This is a genomic window from Arthrobacter zhaoxinii (genome assembly GCF_025244925.1).
In the GTDB taxonomy this organism is placed as follows: domain Bacteria; phylum Actinomycetota; class Actinomycetes; order Actinomycetales; family Micrococcaceae; genus Arthrobacter_B; species Arthrobacter_B zhaoxinii.
The window spans coordinates 1,438,034-1,460,024 of record NZ_CP104275.1 but is presented as its reverse complement, the minus strand read 5'-3'; the positions used below and the strand labels follow the sequence as shown (position 1 = coordinate 1,460,024).

Below are 21,991 nucleotides of genomic sequence, written 5' to 3'. Positions count from 1 at the left end.
GCATGCCGAAACCCGCACCCGCCCGCGCCCACACGGCACAGGACACCACAGTGGACCTCCTGGTCATCGGCTCGGGAACCGGCATGGCAGCCGCCCTTGCCGCCTCCGAGCTGGGTTCTCAGGCCCTGATCATTGAGAAGACCCCCTACGTCGGCGGCTCCACGGCCCGGTCCGGCGGAGCCTTCTGGATCCCCAACAACCCGGTGCTTCGAAAAGCGGGAGCAACGGACACCCCCGCCCGGGCCGCCGCCTACGTTGACGCCGTCGTCGGCGGGACGTCGCCGCGGGCACGCTGGGAAACCTTCCTCGCCCACGGCAGCGCCGCCGTGGAGATGCTGCAGCGGATGACGCCGATGCGCTTCATGTGGGACAAGGAGTACTCGGACTACCAGCCGGAGCAGCCGGGCGGCTCGGCCATGGGCCGCAGCTGCGAATGTGTTCCCTTTGACGCCAACCAGCTCGGTTCCGAACGCAGCCGCCTGCGCGGCGGAACCATGGAAGCACCGCTGCCGATGCCGGTCACCGGCAAGGACTACCGCTGGCTGAACCTGATCGCCAAGGTGCCAGGGAAGGGGCTGCCGACGGCGGCAACGCGGGCCATCCAGGGCATCGGCGGGCTGGCGCTGCGCCGGGACTACGTCGCCGGCGGGCAGGCCCTGGCCGCCGGACTTTACGCGGGTGTGCTGCGGGCCGGCATCCCGGTCTGGACCGAGACGTCCCTGGTCCGCCTCGTCAGCGAAGACGGGCGGGTCACCGGCGCCGTGCTGGAGCAGGACGGCCGGGAGGTCACCGTGACCGCACGGCAGGGCGTGGTCCTGGCCGCAGGCGGGTTCGATCATGACATGGCCATGCGGCACAAGCACCAGTCAGCGGCGCTGGAGAACTGGAGCTTCGGGGCCGAGGGCAATACCGGTGACGCGATCAAGGCAGCCACGGAAATCGGAGCGGGCACCGCACTGATGGACCAGTCCTGGTGGTTCCCCGCCGTCGCACCGCTGCCCGACGGCGCACCGTCGGTGATGCTGGCAGAACGGTCGCTGCCGGGCTCCTTTATTGTCGACGACGCCGGGCGCCGGTTCACGAACGAAGCGCAGGATTACATGTCCTTCGGGCAGCGCGTGCTCGAGCGGGAACGGCAGGGCGATCCGGTGGGCACCATGTGGATGGTCTTCGACCAGGAATACCGCAACAGCTACCTACTCGCCGGCGGCCTGTTTCCGCGCATGCCCCTGCCCGCAGCCTGGTACGAGGCGGGCATCGCGGCCAAGGCGGGCTGCCTGTCCGAACTGGCCCGCGGCATCGGCCTCCCCGAAGAGGCCTTTACTGCCACCGCAGAGCGGTTCAATGAACTGGCCGCCGCCGGCGTGGATGAGGACTTCCACCGCGGCTCCAGCGCCTATGACCGCTACTACGGCGATCCCACGGTCCGGCCCAACCCGAACCTGCGCCCCCTGTCCGGCAAGACCTACTACGCGGTCAAGGTGGTCCTCGCGGATCTGGGCACCTGCGGCGGCGTGACCGCGGACGAACGCGGCCGCGTGCGGCACGAGGACGGCAGCCCGGTGGAGGGGCTGTACGCCATCGGCAACACGGCCGCGAACGTCTTCGGCAAGAGCTACCCCGGTGCCGGAGCCACTATCGGCCAGGGCCTGGTCTACGGCTACGTGGTGGCCCGCGACGCCGCGGGCCGGCTTACGGAAGCAGCTTGAGCGCCGCCGACAGGTAGGGTGCCGTCCGGCTGGCGTCGCACGCGGCGACGTCGCCGGCGGTGCCGGCGCAGATGATCCGGCCGCCTTCCTCGCCGCCGGACGGGCCCATGTCGATGACCCAGTCCGCGGACGCCACCACGTTCATGGAGTGTTCCACCACCACCACGGTGTTGCCGGCGTCCACCAGCCGGTTCAGCTGGCGCAGCAGCAGCTGCACATCCTGCGGGTGCAGGCCGGTGGTCGGCTCGTCGAGCAGGAACAGCGTGTGGCCGCGCCGGGCACGCTGCAGTTCGGTGGCGAGCTTGATCCGCTGGGCCTCGCCGCCGGAGAGTTCGGTGGCGGGCTGGCCCAGGCGCAGATAGCCCAGTCCGACGTCGAGCAGGGTCTGCAGGCTCCGCGATGCCGCGGGCACGTCGGCCAGGAACTCGGCGGCCGTTTCCACACGCATCCCCAGCACGTCGGCGATGCTCTTGCCGCGGTAGGTGACTTCCAGGGTTTCCTCGTTGTAGCGGGCGCCGTGGCAGACCGGGCAGGGTCCGTAGGTGCCGGGCAGGAACAAAAGTTCGACGGCGAGGAAGCCTTCACCCTGGCAGGTCTCGCAGCGTCCGCCGGTCACGTTGAAGGAGAACCGGCCGGCGTTGTAGCCCCGGGCGCGGGCTTCCTCGGTGCCGGCGTAGAGCTTGCGCACGGCGTCGAAGAGACCCGTGTAGGTGGCCAGGTTGGAACGCGGGGTGCGGCCGATGGGGCGCTGGTCCACCCGGACCAGCCGGTCCAGGTGCTCCAGCCCGGAAATGCTGCGTACGTGGGCGCCGGGATCGTTGTCCTCCGCCGCCTCGGGATCCTCGGGTTCCGCGGCCACTCCGTTGACCTGGCGTCCCACCGTTTCAGCGAGGACCTGGCTGACCAGGGTGGACTTGCCGGAACCCGAAACACCGGTGACCGCCGTGAACACCCCCAGCGGAATCTCGGCGTCCAGGCCCTGCAGGTTGTGCCGGGTAATCCCCTTCAGGCTCAGCCACCGGTCCGGGGTCCGACGGGCCGGCCTGGCGGTTTCCGCTTCGCCAAACAGGAACGGACGGGTGGCGCTTTCCGCTACCTCGGCCAGTCCCGCGACGGGGCCGCTGTAGAGCACTGTTCCGCCGCCGTCGCCGGCCTGCGGACCTACGTCCACAATCCACTCGGCACTGCGCACCACATCCATGTTGTGCTCGACGACGAACACGGAGTTCCCGGCGTCCTTGAGTTCCTGCAGCACGGTCAGCAGCGGCTCGGCGTCGGCCGGATGCAGCCCGGCGGAAGGCTCGTCCAGGACATAGATGACCCCGAACAGGCCCGAGCGCAGCTGGGTAGCGATCCGCAGGCGCTGCATTTCCCCGGGCGAGAGGGTGGGGGTGGCGCGGGACAGGCTCAGGTAGCCCAGGCCCAGTCCGATCAGCACCTCCAGCCGTCCCAGCAGGTCCCTGGTGATGGTCACGGCCACTTCGGTGTCTTCGTTGGAGGCCGCGGCCCGGGAGGCGGTGCCCGCGGACTTCAGTCCCGCCGTCGGCCGGATAATCTCGGCCAGCTCCGCCAACGTGGCGCCGTTCAGCTCGGCAATGTTCCGGCCGGCGAAGGTCACGGCGAGAGCCTCCGGGCGCAGGCCCGCTCCCCCGCAGACGGGGCAGGGACCCGAGACCATGTAGGCCAGGACCCGTTCGCGCATCTGGGCGCTGCCCGAATCCGCCAGCGTGTGCATAACGTAGCTCTTGGCGCTCCAGAACCGTCCCTTGTACGGTTTGGCCACGCGGTCACGCTGTGGGGTGATCATCACTACGGGCTGTTCTTCGGTGAACAGGATCCAGTCGCGGTCCTTCTTGGGCAGCTTCTTCCAGGGCACGTCGACGTCGTAGCCGAGCTGGATGAGGATGTCGCGCAGGTTCTTGCCCTGCCAGGCGCCGGGCCAGGCGGCGATCGCGCCGTCGCGGATGGTGAGGCTGGGATCGGGCACCAGCGACTCTTCGGTCACGGTGTGGGCGATACCGAGTCCGGAGCATTCGCGGCAGGCGCCCGCCGCCGTGTTGGGTGAGAAGGCGTCCGAGTCGAGGCTGCCGGGTTCGGCGTCCGCCGGATAGGTGCCCCCGCGGGAGAAGAGCATGCGCATGGAGTTGGAGAGGGTGGTGAGAGTGCCCACGGTGGACCGTGAGCTGGGGGCTCCGCGGCGCTGCTGCAGGGCGACGGCGGGAGGCAGCCCGGTGATTTTCTCCACCTTCGGGTTGGATCCCTGGGCGAGCAGGCGGCGTGCATACGGGGCCACCGACTCCATGTAGCGGCGCTGCGCTTCGGCGTAGATAGTGCCGAAGGCCAGCGAGGACTTGCCTGATCCGGACACCCCGGTGAAGGCGACAATGGCGTCGCGGGGAACATCGACGTCGACGTTGCGGAGGTTGTTCTCCTGCGCTCCGCGGACGCTGACCATTCCGTGGGTGGAGGGATTCTGGGCAGTTTGGGGGGAAGAATTCGCGCTACTCATCCATTTCAGGTTACCGAGCCTGCACTCCGGGGACTAAATGCTCAGCATGCTTTCCGCCGAGAGCGTCGAATGCCGGTGTTATGGTTCACATGCATATTCACGAGAGTCTGGGGAACCAATTGAAAAAGACACTAAGCACTGCTGCCGTCCTACTCCTGGCTGCTTCCCTCTCTGCCTGCGGCGGCGGAGACGAGGGCGAAACCGCCGGTGCCTCTTCGGCACCCAAGGAAAACAAGGAACACACCGTGATCTATGAAGTGACCGGTGACGGTGAAACGGCAGGCAGCATCACCTTCAGGGCTGAATCCGGTGCCGGCGCAGCGGAACGCCTCGACAACCAGGCGCTGCCCTTCACGAAGGAATTCAAGGACACCAACGACAGCGAATTTGACACGGTCTATCAGCTGTCGCCCCGGCAGGCTGAAGGCGAGAAGTCCATCTCCTGCAAGATCACCGTAGATGGAGACGTACTGGCCGAGGAAACCTCCACGGATCCCATGTCCCCGCCCGTGTGCACGGCCTCCCCGGGCCGCGCGGCGGCCAAGTAAGGCAGTATCAGGGAACGCAAAAGCGTCCTTACCCCGCGGCTGGTCCGCCGCGCGGTAAGGACGCTTTTGTTTTGGCAGAGGTCGCTACGAGAACAGGGTTTATTTCTGCTGTGCGGAGACCTTACGGGCGCGCGCATCGCCTTTTCATCGCGTCCCACGGAGAACATGCACGCCGCCTTCAGCTACTCGCCGCAGGTGAACGCCGTACTGCCGCAGCAATGCGTCTCCCGCCTGATGTGCGGCAGGTGAGACGGTATCCAGCGTCAGGAAGCCGTGGACAAGCCCGGCATGCGGCACATACTCGACGTCCGCTCCCGCTGCCGCGAGCTTCTCCGCCAAGACCTTCCCCTCGTCCCGCAGCGGATCATGCTCGGCGGTGGCCACGATGGCGGGGACCGGCGCACCGGCTCCCTTGACAGTGAACCCATGGGCGGGACTGAACCCGGCAAGCGTCTCGGGAGAGGCATTCGGAACCCACAGCGAGATGTAAAAGGCCAGATCCCGTGCCGACAGCCCCCACCCCTCTCCTTTCTCCCGGACACTGGGCAGGCTGAGGGTCAGGTCCGCATTCGGATACGCCAGGAACAGAAGATCGGGCCGGGCCGGTGTGCCGGCAAGCCGCTGGGCGGCAAGGAAGGAAATCAGCCCGCCGGCGCTGTCACCGGCCAAACCGATTCCCGGCTCCAGGACACCCAGCTCCCCCGGTCCCCCTGCCGCCCAGGCCAGCACCGCCGCGACGTCGTCCACCGCCGCCGGAGCCGGAGACTCAGGGGCCAGCCGGTAGTCCACCGCCAGTACCGCCGTTCCCGCCAGTAGCGCCAACCGGCGGCACAGGCGGTCATGCGATGCCAGGCCGCCGAACACGAAACCCCCGCCGTGGACAAACACCGTCAACGGCTGCGGCCTCATGCTGGAGCGGTACAACCGGGTCCGCACCGGGACATCGGCGGGAACCGTCACATCCTGCACCTGCACCAGCCCGGGACCGGCCGGGCGGGCGCGCGGCAGCCGCAGCTGCCGGATCTGTTCCAGGGAGGGTGTCCCGCCTTCGGCGCGCTGCGACTCTGCAAGCCAGGCCGCCAGCTGCGGGTCCGCGACAAAATCCACTGGGCCAACCTAACACCGGGTTTCTCGAACGCCGGTATGTCGATAGGGTCGGTGCTGGCGCCGGCGTGATCCATGCCATATCGGACCTTCTTTCCGCCGTCACCCGCGGCGTCCTTGCAGGCTATGTTACCCGCGAGTAACATCGAGCCCGGACGTAGTTCCGTTTCATATCTCAAAGAGGAGTAAGTACGTGAGCCCACAAAGCCGATCACGGCAGATCAGGGACGTAGTTTTCGTTGACGGAGTGCGGACACCCTTCGGCAAAGCCGGCGAAAAGGGCATCTACGCCGGAATGCGTGCTGATGACCTGGTGGTCAAGTGCATCCGGGAACTGATGCGCCGCAATCCCTCCCTTCCTCCGGAACGTATTGATGAAGTAGCCATCGCCGCCACCACGCAGTCCGGTGACCAGGGCATGACCATCGGGCGCACCGCCGCGCTGCTGGCCGGCCTTCCCCGCACGGTGCCGGGCTTCGCCATTGACCGCATGTGCGCCGGTGCCATGACGGCCGTGACCACCACGGCCTCCGGTATCGGCTTCGGCGCCTACGACGTCGTCATTGCCGGCGGCGTGGAACACATGGGCAACCACCCGATGGGCAAGGACGCCGATCCGAACCCGCGCTTCATGACCGAGCGCCTGGTGGACCCGGCTGCCCTGAACATGGGCAACACCGCGGAGAACCTGCACGACCGATTCCCGCACATCACCAAGGACCGCACCGACGCGTACGCCGCCGCCAGCCAGGAGAAGCTTGCCAAGGCCTACGCCGGCAACTCCATCCAGCCGGATCTGGTCCCCGTCGCCACCAAGAAGCCCGGCACCGGCTGGACCCTGAACACCGTGGACGAGCCGCCGCGCCCGGGCACCACCGTTGAAGACCTCGCACAGCTGCGCACTCCGTTCCGTGCGCACGGCCGGGTCACCGCCGGTAACGCTGCCGGACTGAACGACGGCGCCACCACCGCGCTGCTGGCTTCCGCAGAAGCTGCCGAGGAACTCGGCCTGGGCGTCAAGATGCGCCTGGTCGGCTACGCCTTCGCCGGCGTCGAGCCCGAGGTCATGGGCTACGGCCCGGTCCCCTCCACCGAAAAGGTGCTGAAGCAGACCGGCCTGTCCATCGAGGACATAGGCCTCTTCGAAATCAACGAGGCCTTCGCCATCCAGGTCCTGGCCTTCCTGGACCACTTCGGCATCGCCGACGACGACCCCCGCGTGAACCGCTACGGCGGCGCCATCGCCGTCGGCCACCCGCTGGCCTCCTCGGGCGTCCGCCTGATGAACCAGCTGGCCCGCCAGTTCGAGGAAGACCCGAGCGTCCGCTACGGCATGACCACCATGTGCATCGGCCTGGGCATGGGCGCCACCGTGATCTGGGAAAACCCGAACCACCCCGACTACAACACCGATTCCACGGAGGCCACGAAGTAATGTCTGCTCCTGACTACCAGCGCCTCGCGGGCCTCTTCCCCACCGAGGTCATCACCCACTCCTACGTCTCCGACATCCAGCTGCCGGGCAACGCCGGCACGTTCGCGCTGATCACCCTGGATAACGACGTCGACCACTCACGTCCCACCACGCTGGGCCCGAACACGCTCCTTGAGCTGGGTCAGAAGCTGGACGAGCTCAAGGCCCGTGCAGACAAGGGCGAGATTGTCGGCGTCGGTGTCACCGGCAAGCCGTTCTACCTGGTGGCCGGCGCCGACCTTTCCGCCGTGAAGTCCATCTCCGAATATGAAGACGGTGCGGCCATGGCCCACCTGGGCCACGACGTCTACGCCAAGCTCGGCAACCTGGGCGTGCCCAGCTTCGCCTTCATCAACGGTGTAGCCCTCGGCGGCGGACTGGAGATCGCCCTGCAGTCGGACTACCGCACGGTCTCCACCGACGCCGGTGCCCTGTCACTGCCGGAAGCGTTCATCGGCCTGGTGCCGGGCTGGGGCGGCGTCTACCTGCTGCCGCGCCTGATCGGCCCCGAGAACGCCGTCAAGGTGATGATCGAGAACCCGCTGAGCAACAACCGCACCCTGTCCGGGGCTGCCGCTTACAAGCTGGGCATTGCCGATGCCCTGTTCGAGCCGGCGGACTTCCTCGAGCAGTCGCTGGCCTGGGCCTCCCGCGTGATCAGCGGCGAGGAGCAGGTGTCCCGGCCCAACGCCGTCGAACCCGCCGACGCCGGTGAAGCGTGGGATGCCGCCGTCGCCAAGGGTCGCGCCTTTGTGGAGGCCAAGACCTCCAACGCAGCACCTGCACCGGCTAAGGTCCTGGACCTGCTCGAAGCCGGCAAGACCTGGACGCGGGAGGAATCCCGCGAGGCCGAGTGCAATGCCCTGGCCGAGCTGATGCAGACCCCGCAGTTCCGCTCCACCGTCTACGCGTTCCTGGACCTGGTCCAGAAGCGCGGCAAGCGGCCCGCCGGCGCTCCGGATAAGAAGCTGGCCCGCCCGGTCACCAAGGTGGGCGTGGTCGGCGCCGGCCTGATGGCCAGCCAGCTCGCCCTGCTCTTCGCCCGTCAGCTCAAGGTGCCCGTGGTGATGACGGACATCGACCAGGCGCGCGTGGACAAGGGTGTGGGCTACGTGCACGCGGAGGTGGACAAGCTCCTGGCCAAGAAGCGCATCTCCCCCGACGCCGCCAACCGCACCAAGGCCCTGGTCACCGGTTCGGTATCCAAGGAAGCGTTCTCCGACGCCGACTTCGTCATCGAAGCCGTCTTCGAGGAACTCTCCGTGAAGAAGCAGGTGTTCGCCGAGGTGGAGGCCGTGGTCTCCCCCGAGTGCATCCTGGCAACCAACACCTCCTCGCTGTCAGTGACGGAGATGGCTGCGGACCTGCAGCACCCGGAGCGTGTGGTGGGCTTCCACTTCTTCAACCCGGTGGCCGTGATGCCGCTGCTGGAAATTGTGCGCGCGCCCAAGACCGACGACGCCGTGCTGGCCACCGCGTTTGTGCTGGCCAAGCAGCTGAAGAAGACCGCCGTGCTGGTCAAGGACGCTGCCGCCTTCGTGGTGAACCGCATTCTGGGCCGCATGTTCGGCGAGATCACCATGGTCTTCGACGAGGGTACCGATGCCGCCACCGCGGACAACGCGCTGCGCCCGATGGGCCTGCCGATGTCGCCGTTCACCCTGCTGGCCCTGGTGGGCCTGCCGGTGGGACAGCATGTGCAGGAATCCCTGCACTCGGCGTTCGGTGAGCGCTTCTGGCTCTCGAAGAACTCCCAGAAGATCATCGACGCCGGCATCAAGTCCCTGTGGCAGAAGGACGAGGACGGCAACGCCTACATCCCCGAGGAAACCCTGGCGATGCTGGACTTCGGCACCACACCCTCCACCTCCGAGGAAGTCCTGCGCCGTACGCAGGATGCCCTGGCCGAGGAAATCGGGCTCATGCTCGAAGAGGGCGTTGTGGCAGGTCCCGAGGACATCGACCTGTGCGTCATCCTCGGTGCCGGCTGGCCGATGCACCTGGGCGGCATCACGCCGTACCTGGACCGTGTCGGGGCGTCCGAGCGCGTGAACGGCAAAAAGTTCCATGATGCTGCCGCTTAGTCTGTAGCCCTAGGTTCTGTCCGCGCCGGGCGGACCGGAACGGCGGCAACGAAAATCCTTCGCTCGCAGAGCTCGCAAGGATTATTAAAGCCGCCTAACCCGGTCCGTCCGGCGCTTTTGCGTGTCCGTCCCGGTGCATTTCATTCGGGTCTGGTCAGCGGGCAGCGGCCGCGCTAACCTCCCTGCATGAGTCAGGACCCAGCATGGTCGCAGACGCGTACAAAGCGAATGGTGCTGTTCATGCTCAGTGCTTGCGTCTCTTTGTGGCTGGTTCTTCTCCTACCGTTCGACGAGCCGTGGAATTGGCTGTTGATAGGTCTTTTCCTGGTACTGGGCGCTGCTTTCATCAAGCTGCTGGCAAGCTTCGTCCTACAGCAGCGGAAGAGTTACCGGCAGGAACGCGAGGAAGAGACCGGCAGCTAGCGCTCCTGCAACCAAACCGGCGAATCCGCAAAGTCAGCTCAGAATTTTAGGAGAACCAGATGTCCTTCCAGGCCTACCTCGACGCCATTGAGGAGAAAACGGGACTAACGCCGCGCCAGCTCGTGGATATTGCCGCCACAAAAGGGTTCAGCGGCGGCAACGTAAAGGCCGGGGAAATCCTCGAATGGCTCAAAACCGACTATGCAATCGGACGCGGCCACGGCATGGCACTCGTCCATGTCATTAAGAAAGGCGCCTCCATAGATCAGAAACATGTGGGCACTACCGGAATCCACCGGGACGAATCCGACACCCTGTGGCTCGACGGCAGGGCAACCAATCCCGCCTGAGGTGCCAGCGGGTCCAGATTAGGCGGAGGCTTGCGGAGGCACCGTTGGGCCCGGAGGGTCCCGGAGGCGCCGGAACGCGCGGAGGTCCGGAGGGTCCGGGTTAGGCGGCTTTAATAATCCCGGCGAGCTCTGCGAGCAAGGGATTTTCGTTGCCGCCGTTCCGGACCCACCGGGCCGTTCCGGACCCACCGGACCACCGGACCACCGGACCCACCAGCGCACCCAAGGCGAGTGAAAAGACTAGAACAAAGCAACCTTCGGCGTCCGCGGGAAGATCCGGTCCAGTTCTTCAAGGTCCTTCTCCGCCGGAACCCAGCACACGGCCTCGGCGTTCTGCTGCACCTGCTCCACCTTCGTAGCCCCGGCGATCACGGACGCGACCGAGGGCTGCGCTGCGAGCCAGGAGAAGGCGACCTGCACTTCGGTCAGACCGCGGTCCTCAGCGAACCGGCCGAACTCCGCCAGCTGCTCCATGTCGGCGTTCTCCAGCAGGTTCTTCCGCGAATGGGTAAGCCGGCTGCCTTCGGGAGCCTTGCCGTTGCTGTACTTGCCTGTGAGCAGGCCGTTGGCCAGCGGGAAGTAGGGCAGCACACCCAGTCCGTACGCTTCGGCGGCGGGAGTGACCTCGAGCTCGGCCCGGCGGTCCAGCAGGTTGTAGTGGTTCTGTGCGGAGATGAACGGGGTGTATCCGCCCATGCGCGCGGTGAACTCGGCTTCGGCAATCTGCCAGCCCGTGCGGTTGGAGTGACCGATGTAGCGGACCTTGCCGCTGGTCACCAGATCATCGAGGGCCGCTAGGGTCTCTTCGATGGGCGTCAGGGGGTCCGGCGTGTGGAACTGGTACAGGTCAATCCAGTCCGTGTTCAGCCGGCGCAGGGAGGCTTCCGCGGCCTTCACGATATAGCGGCGCGAGCCCCGGGCACCGAAGTCGGCACCGTTGACGCCCTGCATGTCCATACCGAACTTGGTAGCCAGCACAATGTCATCGCGCCGGGAGCCCAGCGCCTTGCCCAGCATTTCCTCGCTCAGGCCCGGTGTGCGCCCATAAGTATCGGCCACGTCGAACAAGGTGATGCCGGCGTCGATCGCGGCGTGGACGACGGCGTCAGTGCCCTCCTGCGATTCGGTGGGTGTCCCCGGACGGCCCAGGTTGTTGCAGCCCAGCCCGACGGTAGAGACGGTCAGGCCGGAGTTTCCGAGTCTGTTGTAAGAAGTCATGGAAGCTACGGTATACCTCGAAACTCCGCCTCGTTGCGGCCGCAGGTTCCGCGACGCCGCCGGAACTCAGCCCGGGAAGGTGTCCAGGGTGTTGTTGGGCCCGGGGGCCTTGTCCGTTTCAAGGATGTACTGGATGGGAATGGCCCCGGTGGGAAGCAGCCCGGTGTAAACCTGTTCACTGCGCCGGCGCTCGGCCTCTATCCCCTCCCCCTGGACCGCGGCGGAGAAAACCTGCATGCCCTGCGGTTCCATCCCCTGCTGTTCGCTCCAGATCATGTACATGCCGTAGAGATCGGCCACCGGGGTCACTTCGTCATCCAGATCGCCGACTGTGCACTCGGCAAGAAACCGCTGGATATCCGGGAATATGTCCTGAGCCATACCCATGACACTATCCTCTGCTCCCCCCCGAACGGCACTCCCTTTCGGACCCTTACTGACGGCGTTGCTGCAGGTAATCCTCGAACCCCAGCGGAGCAATGCCGGTGATCTGTTCAATGTCCGGGCTGGCCGGTGCCAGCTGCCCCGCCTCAATGGCCTGGTAACTGCTGGTCCAGGCCTCGGCCTGCCACTGCGCGGCCCCGGCCTTTGTCCGCGACGCGATGGCCTGCTCGTAGGACTCCGGCTCATAACGCACGCGCCTTCCGGTTACCGCGGACAGGATGCCTGCTGCCTCGTCCATAGTCAGCTCGGCGGGACCGGTGAGGGTGTAGGTGCGGTTCCGGTGCCGTTCCGGGGAGAGCAGGATCTTCACGGCGGTACGGGCAACATCGGTCCGGGCCACCGGCGCAAAACGGCCGTCCCCCGCCGGGCCGCGGATGACGCCGTCGGGCTGGACAAAGGTAGGCAGCACATCCTGATAGAGGCAGTCGCGCAGGAACGTGTACGCGAGCCCGTTCCGGGAGGAAATGTACTCCTCTGTGGCGGCATGGTCGCGGGCCAGGGTGAAGACGGCATCGGGTGCCGCGCCCATGAAAGACGTGTACACAAGGTGCTCCACCCCGGCCTCGACGGCGGCATCTACGAACGTGCACTGGTCTTCCACCCGGTGCGGGCTCTCGTCGGCAGACACCATAAACAGTGTCTGCACGCCGCGCAGGGCGCTGACGGACTGCGGCCGGTCCAGGTAGGACGCTGCAAAGACGGGAGTATCAGGCAGCTGAGGCAGCCGGGCGGTGTTCCGTGCCAGCAGCCGCTGACGGACTCCGGCTTCCCCGAGCAACCGGGCGACGGCGCCGCCCAGGGCGCCGGTGGCCCCCGTAACGGCGAGGGCAGGAACGGTGTCCGCCATGGCTACTCCCCTTCACAGTGGTCCGGCCGCCCGGACCTGCGTGACTACTGGATCTTCGGCACCTGCCCCGTCGGCATTTCGGAGCCGGGCAGCGGACGGGCAAACGGAACCTTGGTGCCCAGGACCTGCGCGACGACGTCGTTGGCGATCTGCCGGGCGGTCAGTCCCACCCGCTCAAGCACCTCGCTCCGGCTGCCGTGGTCCAGGAACTCCGCCGGCAGCCCGACTTCGTTGAGTGCTGTGTCGACGCCGGCGGCCCGCATTTCCTGCCGGATCCGCGAGCCGACGCCGCCGGCCCGGACGCCGTCTTCGATCACGATGACAATCCGGTGCTCGGCAGCGATGCTGATGATGGACCGCGGGACGGGCAATACCCAGCGGGGGTCCACCACGGTGGAGCTGATGCCCTGCGCGCCGAGGCGGTCGGCAACGTCAAGGGCCATATCCGCCATGGCACCCACACTGACGATCAGGACGTCATTGGAGCTGTCTCCGGTGGGACGGCGGGCCAGGATGTCCACGCCGTCGGAGGTCCGCTCCACGGCGTCAATATCGCTGCCCACGGTACCCTTGGAGAAGCGGACAACGCTGGGGGCATCCGAGATGGCCACGGCTTCGCGCAGTTCCTCCTTCAGGCGGGTGGCGTCGCGCGGTGCGGCGAGGTGCAGCCCGGGGACAATCTGCAGCATGGACATGTCCCACATACCGTGGTGGCTGGCGCCGTCGGGGCCGGTCACGCCCGCCCGGTCGAGGACGATCGTGACGCCGGCCTTGTGCAGCGCAACATCCATCAGCAGCTGGTCGAAGGCCCGGTTCAGGAAGGTGGCGTACAACGCCACCACCGGATGCAGGCCGCCGAAAGCCATGCCCGCAGCGGAGGTGAGGGCATGCTGCTCGGCGATGCCGACGTCGATCACCCGCTCGGGGTGCCGCTCGGCGAACCGGTGCAGTCCGACCGGAATCAGCATGGCGCCGGTGATCCCGACGATATCGCTGCGTTCGTCGGCAATCTCGGCGATCTCCGTGGCGAACACGGAGGTCCAGGATTCCTTGCCGCCCGGCTCCACCGGGGCGCCGGTTTCAGGATCGATGATGCCGACGGCGTGGAACTGGTCTGCCTCGTGCGCGCGGGCCGGGGCGTAGCCGCGTCCCTTCTCGGTCATGGCGTGCACAATGACCGGACCGGCGTAGTTCTTGGCCTTATGCAGGGCGCGTTCGACGGCGTCAAGGTCATGGCCGTCGATGGGTCCCACATACTTCATGCCGAGGTCCTCGAAGAGGCCCTGCGGTGTCCACCAGTCCTTGACGCCCTTCTTCGCGGCGTGCAGGCTGCGGTAGGCGAACCGGCCGGCAGGGCCGCCCTTCTGCAGACGGTCGCGCCACCAGCCGAGGGTGTTCTCATAGGCGTGGTGCGTGCGCACCGCGTCAATGGTGGGCCGCAGGGAGGCGAGGTAGTCGGCCAGTCCGCCGATGGTCGGGGCGTAGGAGCGGCCGTTGTCGTTGACGACGATCACCACGCGGCGCCGCTGGTCAGCGGCGATATTGTTCAGGGCTTCCCAGGCCATGCCGCCGGTCAGGGCGCCGTCGCCCACCATCACTACGGTGTAGCGGTCCCCTTCGCCGTTGAGCTGGCGGGCACGGGAGATGCCGTCCGCCCAGGAGAGGGAGGAGGAGGCATGGGAGCTTTCCACGATGTCGTGGACGGACTCGGCGCGCGCCGGATAGCCGGACATGCCGCCCTGCTGGCGCAGCGTGGCGAAGTCCTGGCGGCCGGTGAGGATCTTATGCACATAGGACTGGTGCCCGGTGTCAAAGACAATGCTGTCCCGCGGGGAATCAAAGACCCGGTGGATGCCCATGGTCAGTTCCACCACGCCCAGGTTCGGCCCCAGGTGCCCGCCGGTCTGCGCGACGTTAGTGATCAGGAACGAACGGATCTCCTCAGCAAGCCGCTTCAGCTGTGTCAGCGAAAGCCTGCTGAGGTCCCGAGGATCCCGGATTGTTTCCAGAAGTCCCAACAGGGGTGCCTCCCTTGAGTCGTATCGGCGGCACTGCACACCGTCGCAATGGATTAACTCTAACGCGCGGCGTGCGCTCCGCGGTTCCTACCCAACGCTTCAGGGCCCCGTTTCCCTTCCTCCGCCCTCTGGACGGATCGGGGAAACGGGGCCCTGAACGTGGTGCGTTTACTGCTACTTAGCGGAAATCTGGCGCAGTACGTACTGCAGGATGCCGCCGTTGCGGTAGTAGTCGGCTTCACCCGGGGTGTCGATGCGGAGGACCGCGTCGAACGTGATGGCTTCGCCGTTTTCGGGGGTGGCCGTGACCCGAACGGTCTTGGGCGTGGTCCCGTTGTTCAGTTCGGTGACACCTTCAACGGAGAAGGTTTCCGTACCGGTGAGCCCCAGCGACTCGGCGTTGACGCCGGCCGGGTACTGCAGCGGAAGGACGCCCATGCCGATGAGGTTGGAGCGGTGGATCCGCTCGTAGCTCTCGGCAACTACTGCCTTGACGCCCAGCAGCGCGGTGCCCTTGGCAGCCCAGTCACGTGAAGAACCGGAGCCGTATTCCTTGCCGGCCAGGACAACCAGCGGGGTGCCGGCAGCCTGGTAGTTCATCGCGGCATCGTAAACGGCAGCCTGCGGTGCGTCGGACTGGCTGAAGTCACGGGTGAAACCGCCTTCAACGCCGTCGAGCAGCTGGTTCTTGATGCGGATGTTGGCGAAGGTGCCGCGGATCATGACTTCGTGGTTGCCACGGCGTGAGCCGTAGGAGTTGAAGTCCTTGCGGGCCACACCGTGTTCCAGCAGGTACTTGCCTGCGGGGGTGTCGGACTTGAAGGAACCGGCCGGGGAGATGTGGTCGGTGGTGACCGAATCGCCCAGCTTCAGCAGGACGCGTGCGGCCTGGATGTCGGAGACAGGCTCCGGCTCGGCCTTCATGCCCTCGAAGTACGGGGGCTTCCGGACGTACGTGGACTCCATGTCCCACTCGAAGGTTGCACCTTCGGGGGTGGGCAGGGACTTCCAGCGGTCGTCGCCTTCGAAGATGGTGTTGTAGCTGTCGCTGAACATCTTCTGGTCGATGGAGGCATCGATGATCTGCTGGACCTCGACCGGGTTCGGCCAGATGTCCTTCAGGTAGATGTCGTTGCCGGCTTCGTCCTGGCCCAGCGGGTCATTCTCGAAGTCGAAGTCCATGGTGCCGGCCAGGGCGTAGGCGACTACCAGCGGCGGGGAAGCCAGGTAGTTCATCTTCACGTCCGGGTTGATGCGGCCTTCGAAGTTGCGGTTGCCCGAGAGCACTGCGGTGACTGCCAGGTCGGCTTCGTTGATCGCCTCGGAGATTTCCTCTTCAAGGGGACCGGAGTTGCCGATGCAGGTGGCGCAGCCGTAGCCGACCACGAAGAAGCCGAGCTTCTCGAGGTACGGAATCAGGCCGGACTTCTCGTAGTAGTCGGTGACAACCTTCGAGCCCGGAGCTACCGAGGTCTTGACCCAGGGCTTGGACGCCAGGCCCTTGTCCACCGCGTTGCGGGCCAGCACGGCGGCGGCCATCATCACGGAGGGGTTGGACGTGTTGGTGCAGGAGGTGATCGACGCGATCGTTACTGCACCATGGTCCAGATCGAAGGTGCGGCCGTCTGCCATGGTGACCGGAACGGAGTTGGTGGCACGCTCGGCGGGAGCATCCGCCTCGGCCACCAGGTCATGTTCGTGGTCTTCAACCGTCGTGGCGTTGGCGTTGAACGAGGGTGCGTCGGAGGCCGGGAAGGTCTCTTCCAGCGTCTCGTCTACGGTGCCGTTTTCGGCTTCAACGGTCTCGTGGACGTAGTTCTTCAGGTCATTGCGGAACTGCGTCTTGGCGTTGGTCAGTTCCACGCGGTCCTGCGGGCGCTTCGGGCCGGCGATGGAGGAAACCACCGTGGACAGATCCAGTTCCAGGTACTCGGAGTACTTGATCTCCTTGGACGGATCGTGCCACAGGCCCTGCTCCTTGGCGTAGGCCTCAACGAGGGCCACGTTCTCTTCGGAGCGGCCGGTCAGGCGCAGGTATTCCAGCGTCACGTCGTCGATCGGGAAGATCGCCGCAGTGGAACCGAATTCCGGGCTCATGTTGCCGATGGTGGCGCGGTTGGCGAGGGGAACAGCGCCGACGCCTTCGCCGTAGAACTCCACGAACTTGCCCACAACGCCGTGCTTGCGCAGCATTTCGGTGATCGTCAGGACAACGTCGGTGGCCGTGGCTCCGGCGGGGATCTCACCGGTCAGCTTGAAGCCGACGACGCGCGGGATCAGCATGGAGACGGGCTGGCCGAGCATTGCTGCTTCGGCCTCAATGCCGCCAACGCCCCAGCCGAGCACGCCCAGGCCGTTGACCATGGTGGTGTGGGAGTCGGTGCCGACGCAGGTGTCCGGGTAGGCACGCAGGACGCCGTCAACTTCGCGGGTCATGACCGTGCGCGCCAGGTATTCGATGTTGACCTGGTGCACAATGCCCATTCCCGGGGGAACGACCTTGAAGTCATCGAAAGCCGTCTGGCCCCAGCGGAGGAACTGGTACCGCTCGCCGTTGCGCTGGTATTCGATCTCCATGTTGCGCTCGAGGGCGCCGGAGTTGCCGAAGGCATCAATCTGCACGGAGTGGTCAATGACCATTTCGGCAGGTGCCAGCGGGTTCACGCGCTTCGGGTCGCCGCCGAGCTCGGCCACGGCCTCACGCATGGTGGCCAGGTCAACGATGCAGGGTACGCCGGTGAAGTCCTGCATGATCACCCGGGCCGGGGTGAACTGGATTTCGGTGCTGGGCTCTGCGTCTGCGTCCCACTGCGCCAGGGCACGTACGTGGTCTGCAGTGATGTTTGCACCGTCTTCGGTGCGGAGCAGGTTCTCCAGCAGGACCTTGAGGCTGAACGGAAGGCTCTGGGCGCCTTCGACGGAATTCAGCCGGAAAATTTCATACTCGGAACCTTTGACGTCTAAGACGCCCTTGGATCCGAAGCTGTCCACATTAGTCATAACAGGACTCCTCTCGCCACCTTGTTATCTTTGTCCACGTCACAACTGCCCGCCAGTTAGGTTTCCCTAAGAGCCGGGCAAGGGGGGCGGCAGGAAAACCGGTGGTTCATTTCCCTGCCGACACGTGCCCCCTGCCTGGGCAATAACCGCTCGAAAGCGGGAAACTCCCCCGGGAAACCCCCATAAAGGCGCAGGACTGGACAACTGCCTCCCATCCTAGCCTTTACAGGGGCGCCCGCAGGAGATATGGGCCACGACGCGTCGTGACGGGGCTCGCTGGCCGCCTTCCGGGCGGCTTCGGCGTGGTTCCCGCCTAGCGCTTGCGCAGGACGGCGAAGGACTCCATGTGGTGGGTATGCGGGTACAGGTCAAAGACCCGCAGGCTGTCCATGTCCCAGCCGGCGCTGCGGAAATAGCCCAGGTCGCGGGAGAACGACGCCGGATCGCAGGACACGTAGCCGACCACGCGGGGCGCGGCGGCATCGATCTGCTGCACCACCGTTTTTCCGGCTCCGGCACGCGGCGGGTCCAGCAGTACGACGTCGAGGTCCTCGACCTCGCGGAGCATCTTGTCCACGCGGCCCTGGCTGATGGAAACCTGGGGTGCGGCGAAGAGGTTCTTGCGGGCGTCCCGGCTGGCACCCGGGGATCCTTCCACCGAGAGCACCCGGCCGGATTCGCCTGCCGCGTCGGCCAGCGGTGCGGTGAACAGCCCGGCACCTGCGTACAGGTCCGCCACGGATTCCCCGGACTGCACGTCGAGCCCTTCGAGGACTGCGGCTGCCAGGGTCTGGGGTGCGGAGCGGTGGATCTGCCAGAACCCTGCACCGGTGACCCGGTAGTCGTGGCCGAGCACTGTTTCCTGCACCCAGGTCCTGCCCTTGAGGCGGGTGAGTTCATGGGTTTCCGGATCCCAGGCTGCCACGGACACGCCGTCGGGCAGGTTCTGGGCAATCCGGGCCGGCATCCGCGGATGGGTTCCCGGTGCAGGGATCAGCAGGACCAGGGGCTGTCCGCCTGCCGCCGGCGCGGCGACCTCTACCCGGTCCATACCCGTGAAGTCCGCTTCCCACAGCCGCAGGGCGTTGATCGCCTCGGTGGCCAGCGGCATGGCCTCGACCGGAATCAGCTCGTCCGAGCGGTGGGCGTGCATGGCCAGCCGGCCGCTGGGTGCCACCGAGAAACTGACGCGGGTGCGCCAGCCCAGGCCGTCGGCACTCTCCTCCAGGGCGGGTTCAACCTCGGGGACCAGGTCGGTGCCGCCGAGCCGGCGCAGCTGCTCGGCGAAGATCTCCGCTTTCAACCGGCGCTGGACATCAAGGTCGATGTGGCCGAACTCGGCGCCGCCCACGGGCAGCTTTCCCCGGGCTGCGGCGCGCAGCGCATCGGCGTCCTTCCAGAAATGCTCGCGGCGCCCCTGGGCGGGCTCCAGGACCTCGACGACGTCGGCACGCCAGAATTTGGCGTCCTCGCCGGATTCGGTGAGCCGGACCCGGACCCGCTCCCCCGGCAGGCCGTGCCGGACAAAAATGACGCGCCCTTCGTGCCGGGCAACGAAATGGCCGCCGTGGGCCGGGGCGCCGATGGTGAGTTCAAGTGACATGGGGTGGTTCTGCTTCTTTCAAGAGGCCTAAAACTCCATCTCACCACGGGAGCCGGGCGCGGTGCTATTTGGGCCGCCGACGGGACTAAGCTGGCGTTGATTGTTTTTTATGCACGGACGGCCGGACCGACGGTCAGGCACAACGGCGCAGCCGCCTCTGAAGGCGGAGCAGCCACCCAGAGGACCAAACCGAAACCGAGGTAGGGCAGTTGGCCCATTACGTGATCATGGGGTGCGGGCGCGTAGGCGTCAGCCTGGCCCATACCCTGGACAATGCCGGCCATTCGGTGGCCATCATCGACCAGGACGAGCGGGCGTTCCGGCGGCTGCGGCAGACCTTCACCGGCCGCAAGGTGACCGGCGTCGGGTTTGACCGCGAGACGCTGAAGGCCGCGGGCATCGAAGAGGCCTACGCGTTCGCTGCCGTTTCCAGCGGCGACAACTCCAATATCCTGGCTACCCGCGTCGCCCGCGAGACCTTCCACGTCGGGCACGTTGTTGCCCGCATCTACGATCCGGGACGCGCGGAAATCTACCAGCGCCTTGGCATCCCCACGGTCGCTGCAGTCCGGTGGAGTGCGGACCAGGTGCTGCGCCGGATCCTGCCGGAGCAAAGCATCAACGGCGATTTCCGGGAGTCCTCCGGGCGGCTGATCCTCGGTGAGCTGTCCCTGCATGAAGGCTGGCTGGGACGCTCGCTGGGCAGTATCGAGACCGCTGCCGGTGTCCGGATTGCCTACATCACCCGCTTTGGGGAAGGGATCCTGCCGCGGCCGGACAGCAGCTACCAGGAGGGTGACGTCCTGCACGCCATGATGTCCGTGGACCGGACGGCCGAAATCAGCAAGATCCTGTCCAAGGAACCAGTCAAGGAGTCCCTGTGAAAGTTGTGATTGCCGGTGCCGGCAGCGTGGGCTCGTCCATTGCCAAGGAGCTGCTGTCCCACGGCCACGATGTGCTGCTGATCGACGAAAAGCCCGAGTGTGTGGGGCGCAGCGGGCTGCGCGGAGCACGGTGGCTGATCGGCGATGCCTGCGAGCTCACCACGTTGAAGGATGCACTGCTGGAGGAGGCCGACGTCGTCGTTTCCGCCACCGGCGATGACAAGGTCAACCTCGTGGTCTCGCTGCTGGCCAAGAGTGAATTCGGCGTGGCGCGGACGGTGGGCCGGGTGAACAACCCGAAGAACGACTGGATGTTCGACGATTCGTGGGGTGTGGACGTGGCCGTGAACACGCCGCGCCTGATGACCGCCCTGGTGGAGGAGGCCGTCGAGATCGGAGACCTGGTCCGGCTGCTGAGCCTGCAGACCGGGGTGTCCTCCATGGTGGAGTTCACCGTTCCCACCGATTCGCACCTCACGGGCCGGACCCTGGGGTCGATCGACTGGCCGCAGGATGCCACCGTGGTGGCGATCCTGCGCGACGACGCTCCCATTACTCCGAGCAACGACGACGTCGTCGAGCCCGGTGACGAGCTGTTCTTCATCACCACCATCGCGGCCGAGGACGAACTGCGGGCGGTCCTGTCCCCCGCCGCGGCTGAGGCTGCTGCGCAGGCACGCCGGGAGTCCCTCGACGCCGAGCCGGCTGCCGCGGAATCCTCCGGAACTCAGTCTCCCGGTGCCGGAGAGGATGCGGACCCGCTCGCTGCTTCCGGCGCGATGGCCGAGGGGCGGGAAACCACCCACGCCAGCCAGAGCCCCAGCGCGTAGAGCGGTACGCCCATCGCCAGGCGCATGGTGCCCAGCGCGGCCACGTTCCCGGCCAGGAAAAGCGGAAGCTGGACGGCCAGCCGGAGCGCGAAGACCGCCACGATGATCCAGCTGGCCCAGGTGTAGGCCTTCAGCCGCACAGGTTCGGTGCGCCAGTCCAGGTTCTCGCCGCGGATCATCCCGAACAACAGTCCGGCAACCGGCCACTTCACTGCGATCGAGACCAGGAACGCCAGGATGTAGGCGCCGTTCAGGTAGAACCCGGGCACGAAGTACGTGGCGCCGTCGCCGCTGCGCAGTGCCACGAAGGCGCAGATGGCGACGCCTGCCACACCGGTCAGGGACTGCATCAGCGGGCGCCGCTGGATAAGGTTGGCCACCGAAAACACGGCGGCTGCGGCCACGGCCGCTCCCAGCGAGACGTTCAGCTCGGCGCCCACCGTGTAGAGCAGGGTGAAGAGGAGCCCCGGAATAATGGCCTCGGCAAGTCCGCGGACACCGCCGACGGACCTGAGCACATCAATCTGGCCGTCGTCCCGGCGTTCCACGCCCGCCCGGGCCGCGTACTGGCCTGCGAGCTGGTTCAGGTCCGGCTGGCCGTCCTCCGGGTGTTTGGGGGTGCTCATGCGTCGGCCTCCGGGCGTCCAATGATTTCGTAGCGGGGATTAAAGATCGTGGGGCGGCCGTCCACAGTGGACACCATGCCCTCGAACGCGAGACAGGTTCCCGCCTCGATCCCCGGCACCCGGCGCTGGCCCACCCAGACCAGGCGGACCTTGGCCCGTGCCGTCGCCGGGTTTTCCCGGTACTCGGCCATCGAGTCCTCGACCACCGCCGTAAAGCGGGGCGGATCGTTGACCGGAACCACGGTGATGGCCGAAACATAGCCGCAGCAGGACGCACGGCCGCGCTCCGGCAGGGATTTGATGCTCACGCTGTGCGGCGA

Annotated in this window: 18 protein-coding genes; 8 read left to right on the top strand and 10 right to left on the bottom strand. The window is 66.5% G+C overall.

Features of this window, described 5'->3' with window-relative positions:
• Positions 1-2: 2 nt before the first annotated feature.
• Positions 3-1,709 carry a 3-ketosteroid-delta-1-dehydrogenase gene (locus tag N2K95_RS06730; RefSeq protein ID WP_260653435.1) on the top strand — a complete coding sequence of 569 codons (1,707 nt, stop codon included), beginning with the start codon at positions 3-5 and terminating at the stop codon, positions 1,707-1,709.
• Here the strand turns inward: N2K95_RS06730 and uvrA are convergent.
• Positions 1,693-4,218, bottom strand: coding sequence for an excinuclease ABC subunit UvrA (gene uvrA / locus N2K95_RS06725; RefSeq protein WP_407080125.1), 2,526 nt, complete (start codon positions 4,216-4,218; stop codon positions 1,693-1,695). The two genes, N2K95_RS06730 and uvrA, sit on opposite strands and share 17 nt — an antisense overlap.
• Before the next feature lie 119 nt (positions 4,219-4,337).
• On the opposite strand from uvrA, the gene N2K95_RS06720 reads away from it, so the two are divergent.
• Entirely contained in the window at positions 4,338-4,766 is a 429-nt protein-coding gene (locus N2K95_RS06720; RefSeq protein WP_260653434.1) for an MmpS family protein, read from the top strand.
• A gap of 144 nt (positions 4,767-4,910) precedes the next feature.
• Here N2K95_RS06720 and N2K95_RS06715 read toward each other — a convergent pair whose 3' ends face one another.
• The gene (locus N2K95_RS06715; protein ID WP_260653433.1) at positions 4,911-5,873 is read right to left on the bottom strand and encodes an alpha/beta hydrolase; all 963 of its coding nucleotides are present in this window, start codon (positions 5,871-5,873) and stop codon (positions 4,911-4,913) included.
• A gap of 190 nt (positions 5,874-6,063) precedes the next feature.
• On the opposite strand from N2K95_RS06715, the gene N2K95_RS06710 reads away from it, so the two are divergent.
• From N2K95_RS06710 to N2K95_RS06695, 4 genes are all read left to right on the top strand, one after another.
• Positions 6,064-7,305 (top strand): thiolase family protein, encoded by a 1,242-nt coding sequence (locus N2K95_RS06710; protein WP_260653432.1) that lies wholly within the window; start codon positions 6,064-6,066, stop codon positions 7,303-7,305.
• Positions 7,305-9,428, top strand: coding sequence for a 3-hydroxyacyl-CoA dehydrogenase NAD-binding domain-containing protein (locus N2K95_RS06705; protein ID WP_260653431.1), 2,124 nt, complete (start codon positions 7,305-7,307; stop codon positions 9,426-9,428). The genes N2K95_RS06710 and N2K95_RS06705 overlap by 1 nt, the downstream gene beginning before the upstream one ends.
• A 186-nt stretch (positions 9,429-9,614) precedes the next feature.
• Positions 9,615-9,851, top strand: coding sequence for a hypothetical protein (locus N2K95_RS06700; RefSeq protein WP_260653430.1), 237 nt, complete (start codon positions 9,615-9,617; stop codon positions 9,849-9,851).
• Positions 9,852-9,910: 59 nt separating this feature from the next.
• Entirely contained in the window at positions 9,911-10,201 is a 291-nt protein-coding gene (locus N2K95_RS06695; RefSeq protein ID WP_260653429.1) for a DUF4287 domain-containing protein, read from the top strand.
• Positions 10,202-10,441: 240 nt separating this feature from the next.
• On the opposite strand, the gene N2K95_RS06690 is transcribed toward N2K95_RS06695, so the two are convergent.
• The 6 genes from N2K95_RS06690 to N2K95_RS06665 all read right to left on the bottom strand — a co-directional run bounded on the left by N2K95_RS06690 (position 10,442) and on the right by N2K95_RS06665 (position 19,331).
• Positions 10,442-11,419, bottom strand: coding sequence for an aldo/keto reductase (locus N2K95_RS06690; protein ID WP_260653428.1), 978 nt, complete (start codon positions 11,417-11,419; stop codon positions 10,442-10,444).
• A gap of 66 nt (positions 11,420-11,485) precedes the next feature.
• The gene (locus N2K95_RS06685; RefSeq protein ID WP_255792629.1) at positions 11,486-11,800 is read right to left on the bottom strand and encodes a hypothetical protein; all 315 of its coding nucleotides are present in this window, start codon (positions 11,798-11,800) and stop codon (positions 11,486-11,488) included.
• Positions 11,801-11,852: 52 nt separating this feature from the next.
• Complete coding sequence (locus N2K95_RS06680) at positions 11,853-12,710, bottom strand: SDR family oxidoreductase (RefSeq protein WP_260653427.1); 858 nt, start codon at positions 12,708-12,710, stop codon at positions 11,853-11,855.
• 44 nt (positions 12,711-12,754) lie between these two features.
• Positions 12,755-14,728 carry a 1-deoxy-D-xylulose-5-phosphate synthase gene (gene dxs / locus N2K95_RS06675; RefSeq protein WP_260653426.1) on the bottom strand — a complete coding sequence of 658 codons (1,974 nt, stop codon included), beginning with the start codon at positions 14,726-14,728 and terminating at the stop codon, positions 12,755-12,757.
• A 174-nt stretch (positions 14,729-14,902) separates the two neighbouring features.
• Positions 14,903-17,728: an aconitate hydratase AcnA gene (gene acnA / locus N2K95_RS06670; protein ID WP_260653425.1), complete on the bottom strand. Its 2,826-nt coding sequence runs from the start codon at positions 17,726-17,728 to the stop codon at positions 14,903-14,905.
• 313 nt (positions 17,729-18,041) lie between these two features.
• Positions 18,042-19,331, bottom strand: coding sequence for a class I SAM-dependent RNA methyltransferase (locus N2K95_RS06665; RefSeq protein ID WP_260653424.1), 1,290 nt, complete (start codon positions 19,329-19,331; stop codon positions 18,042-18,044).
• Between the two features lie 209 nt (positions 19,332-19,540).
• Here N2K95_RS06665 and N2K95_RS06660 point away from each other — a divergent pair, with 209 nt between their 5' ends.
• Both N2K95_RS06660 and N2K95_RS06655 read left to right on the top strand, forming a co-directional pair.
• Positions 19,541-20,215: a potassium channel family protein gene (locus N2K95_RS06660; RefSeq protein ID WP_255792637.1), complete on the top strand. Its 675-nt coding sequence runs from the start codon at positions 19,541-19,543 to the stop codon at positions 20,213-20,215.
• Positions 20,212-21,045, top strand: a complete 834-nt coding sequence (locus N2K95_RS06655) for a potassium channel family protein (protein WP_260653423.1) — start codon at positions 20,212-20,214, stop codon at positions 21,043-21,045. The genes N2K95_RS06660 and N2K95_RS06655 overlap by 4 nt, the downstream gene beginning before the upstream one ends.
• Here N2K95_RS06655 and N2K95_RS06650 read toward each other — a convergent pair.
• Together N2K95_RS06650 and N2K95_RS06645 are read right to left on the bottom strand one after the other, a co-directional pair.
• Positions 20,943-21,671, bottom strand: a complete 729-nt coding sequence (locus N2K95_RS06650) for a DUF3159 domain-containing protein (RefSeq protein WP_260653422.1) — start codon at positions 21,669-21,671, stop codon at positions 20,943-20,945. The two genes, N2K95_RS06655 and N2K95_RS06650, sit on opposite strands and share 103 nt — an antisense overlap.
• Positions 21,668-21,979, bottom strand: a complete 312-nt coding sequence (locus tag N2K95_RS06645) for a single stranded DNA-binding domain-containing protein (RefSeq protein ID WP_260653421.1) — start codon at positions 21,977-21,979, stop codon at positions 21,668-21,670. The genes N2K95_RS06650 and N2K95_RS06645 overlap by 4 nt, the downstream gene beginning before the upstream one ends.
• Positions 21,980-21,991 lie beyond the last annotated feature (12 nt).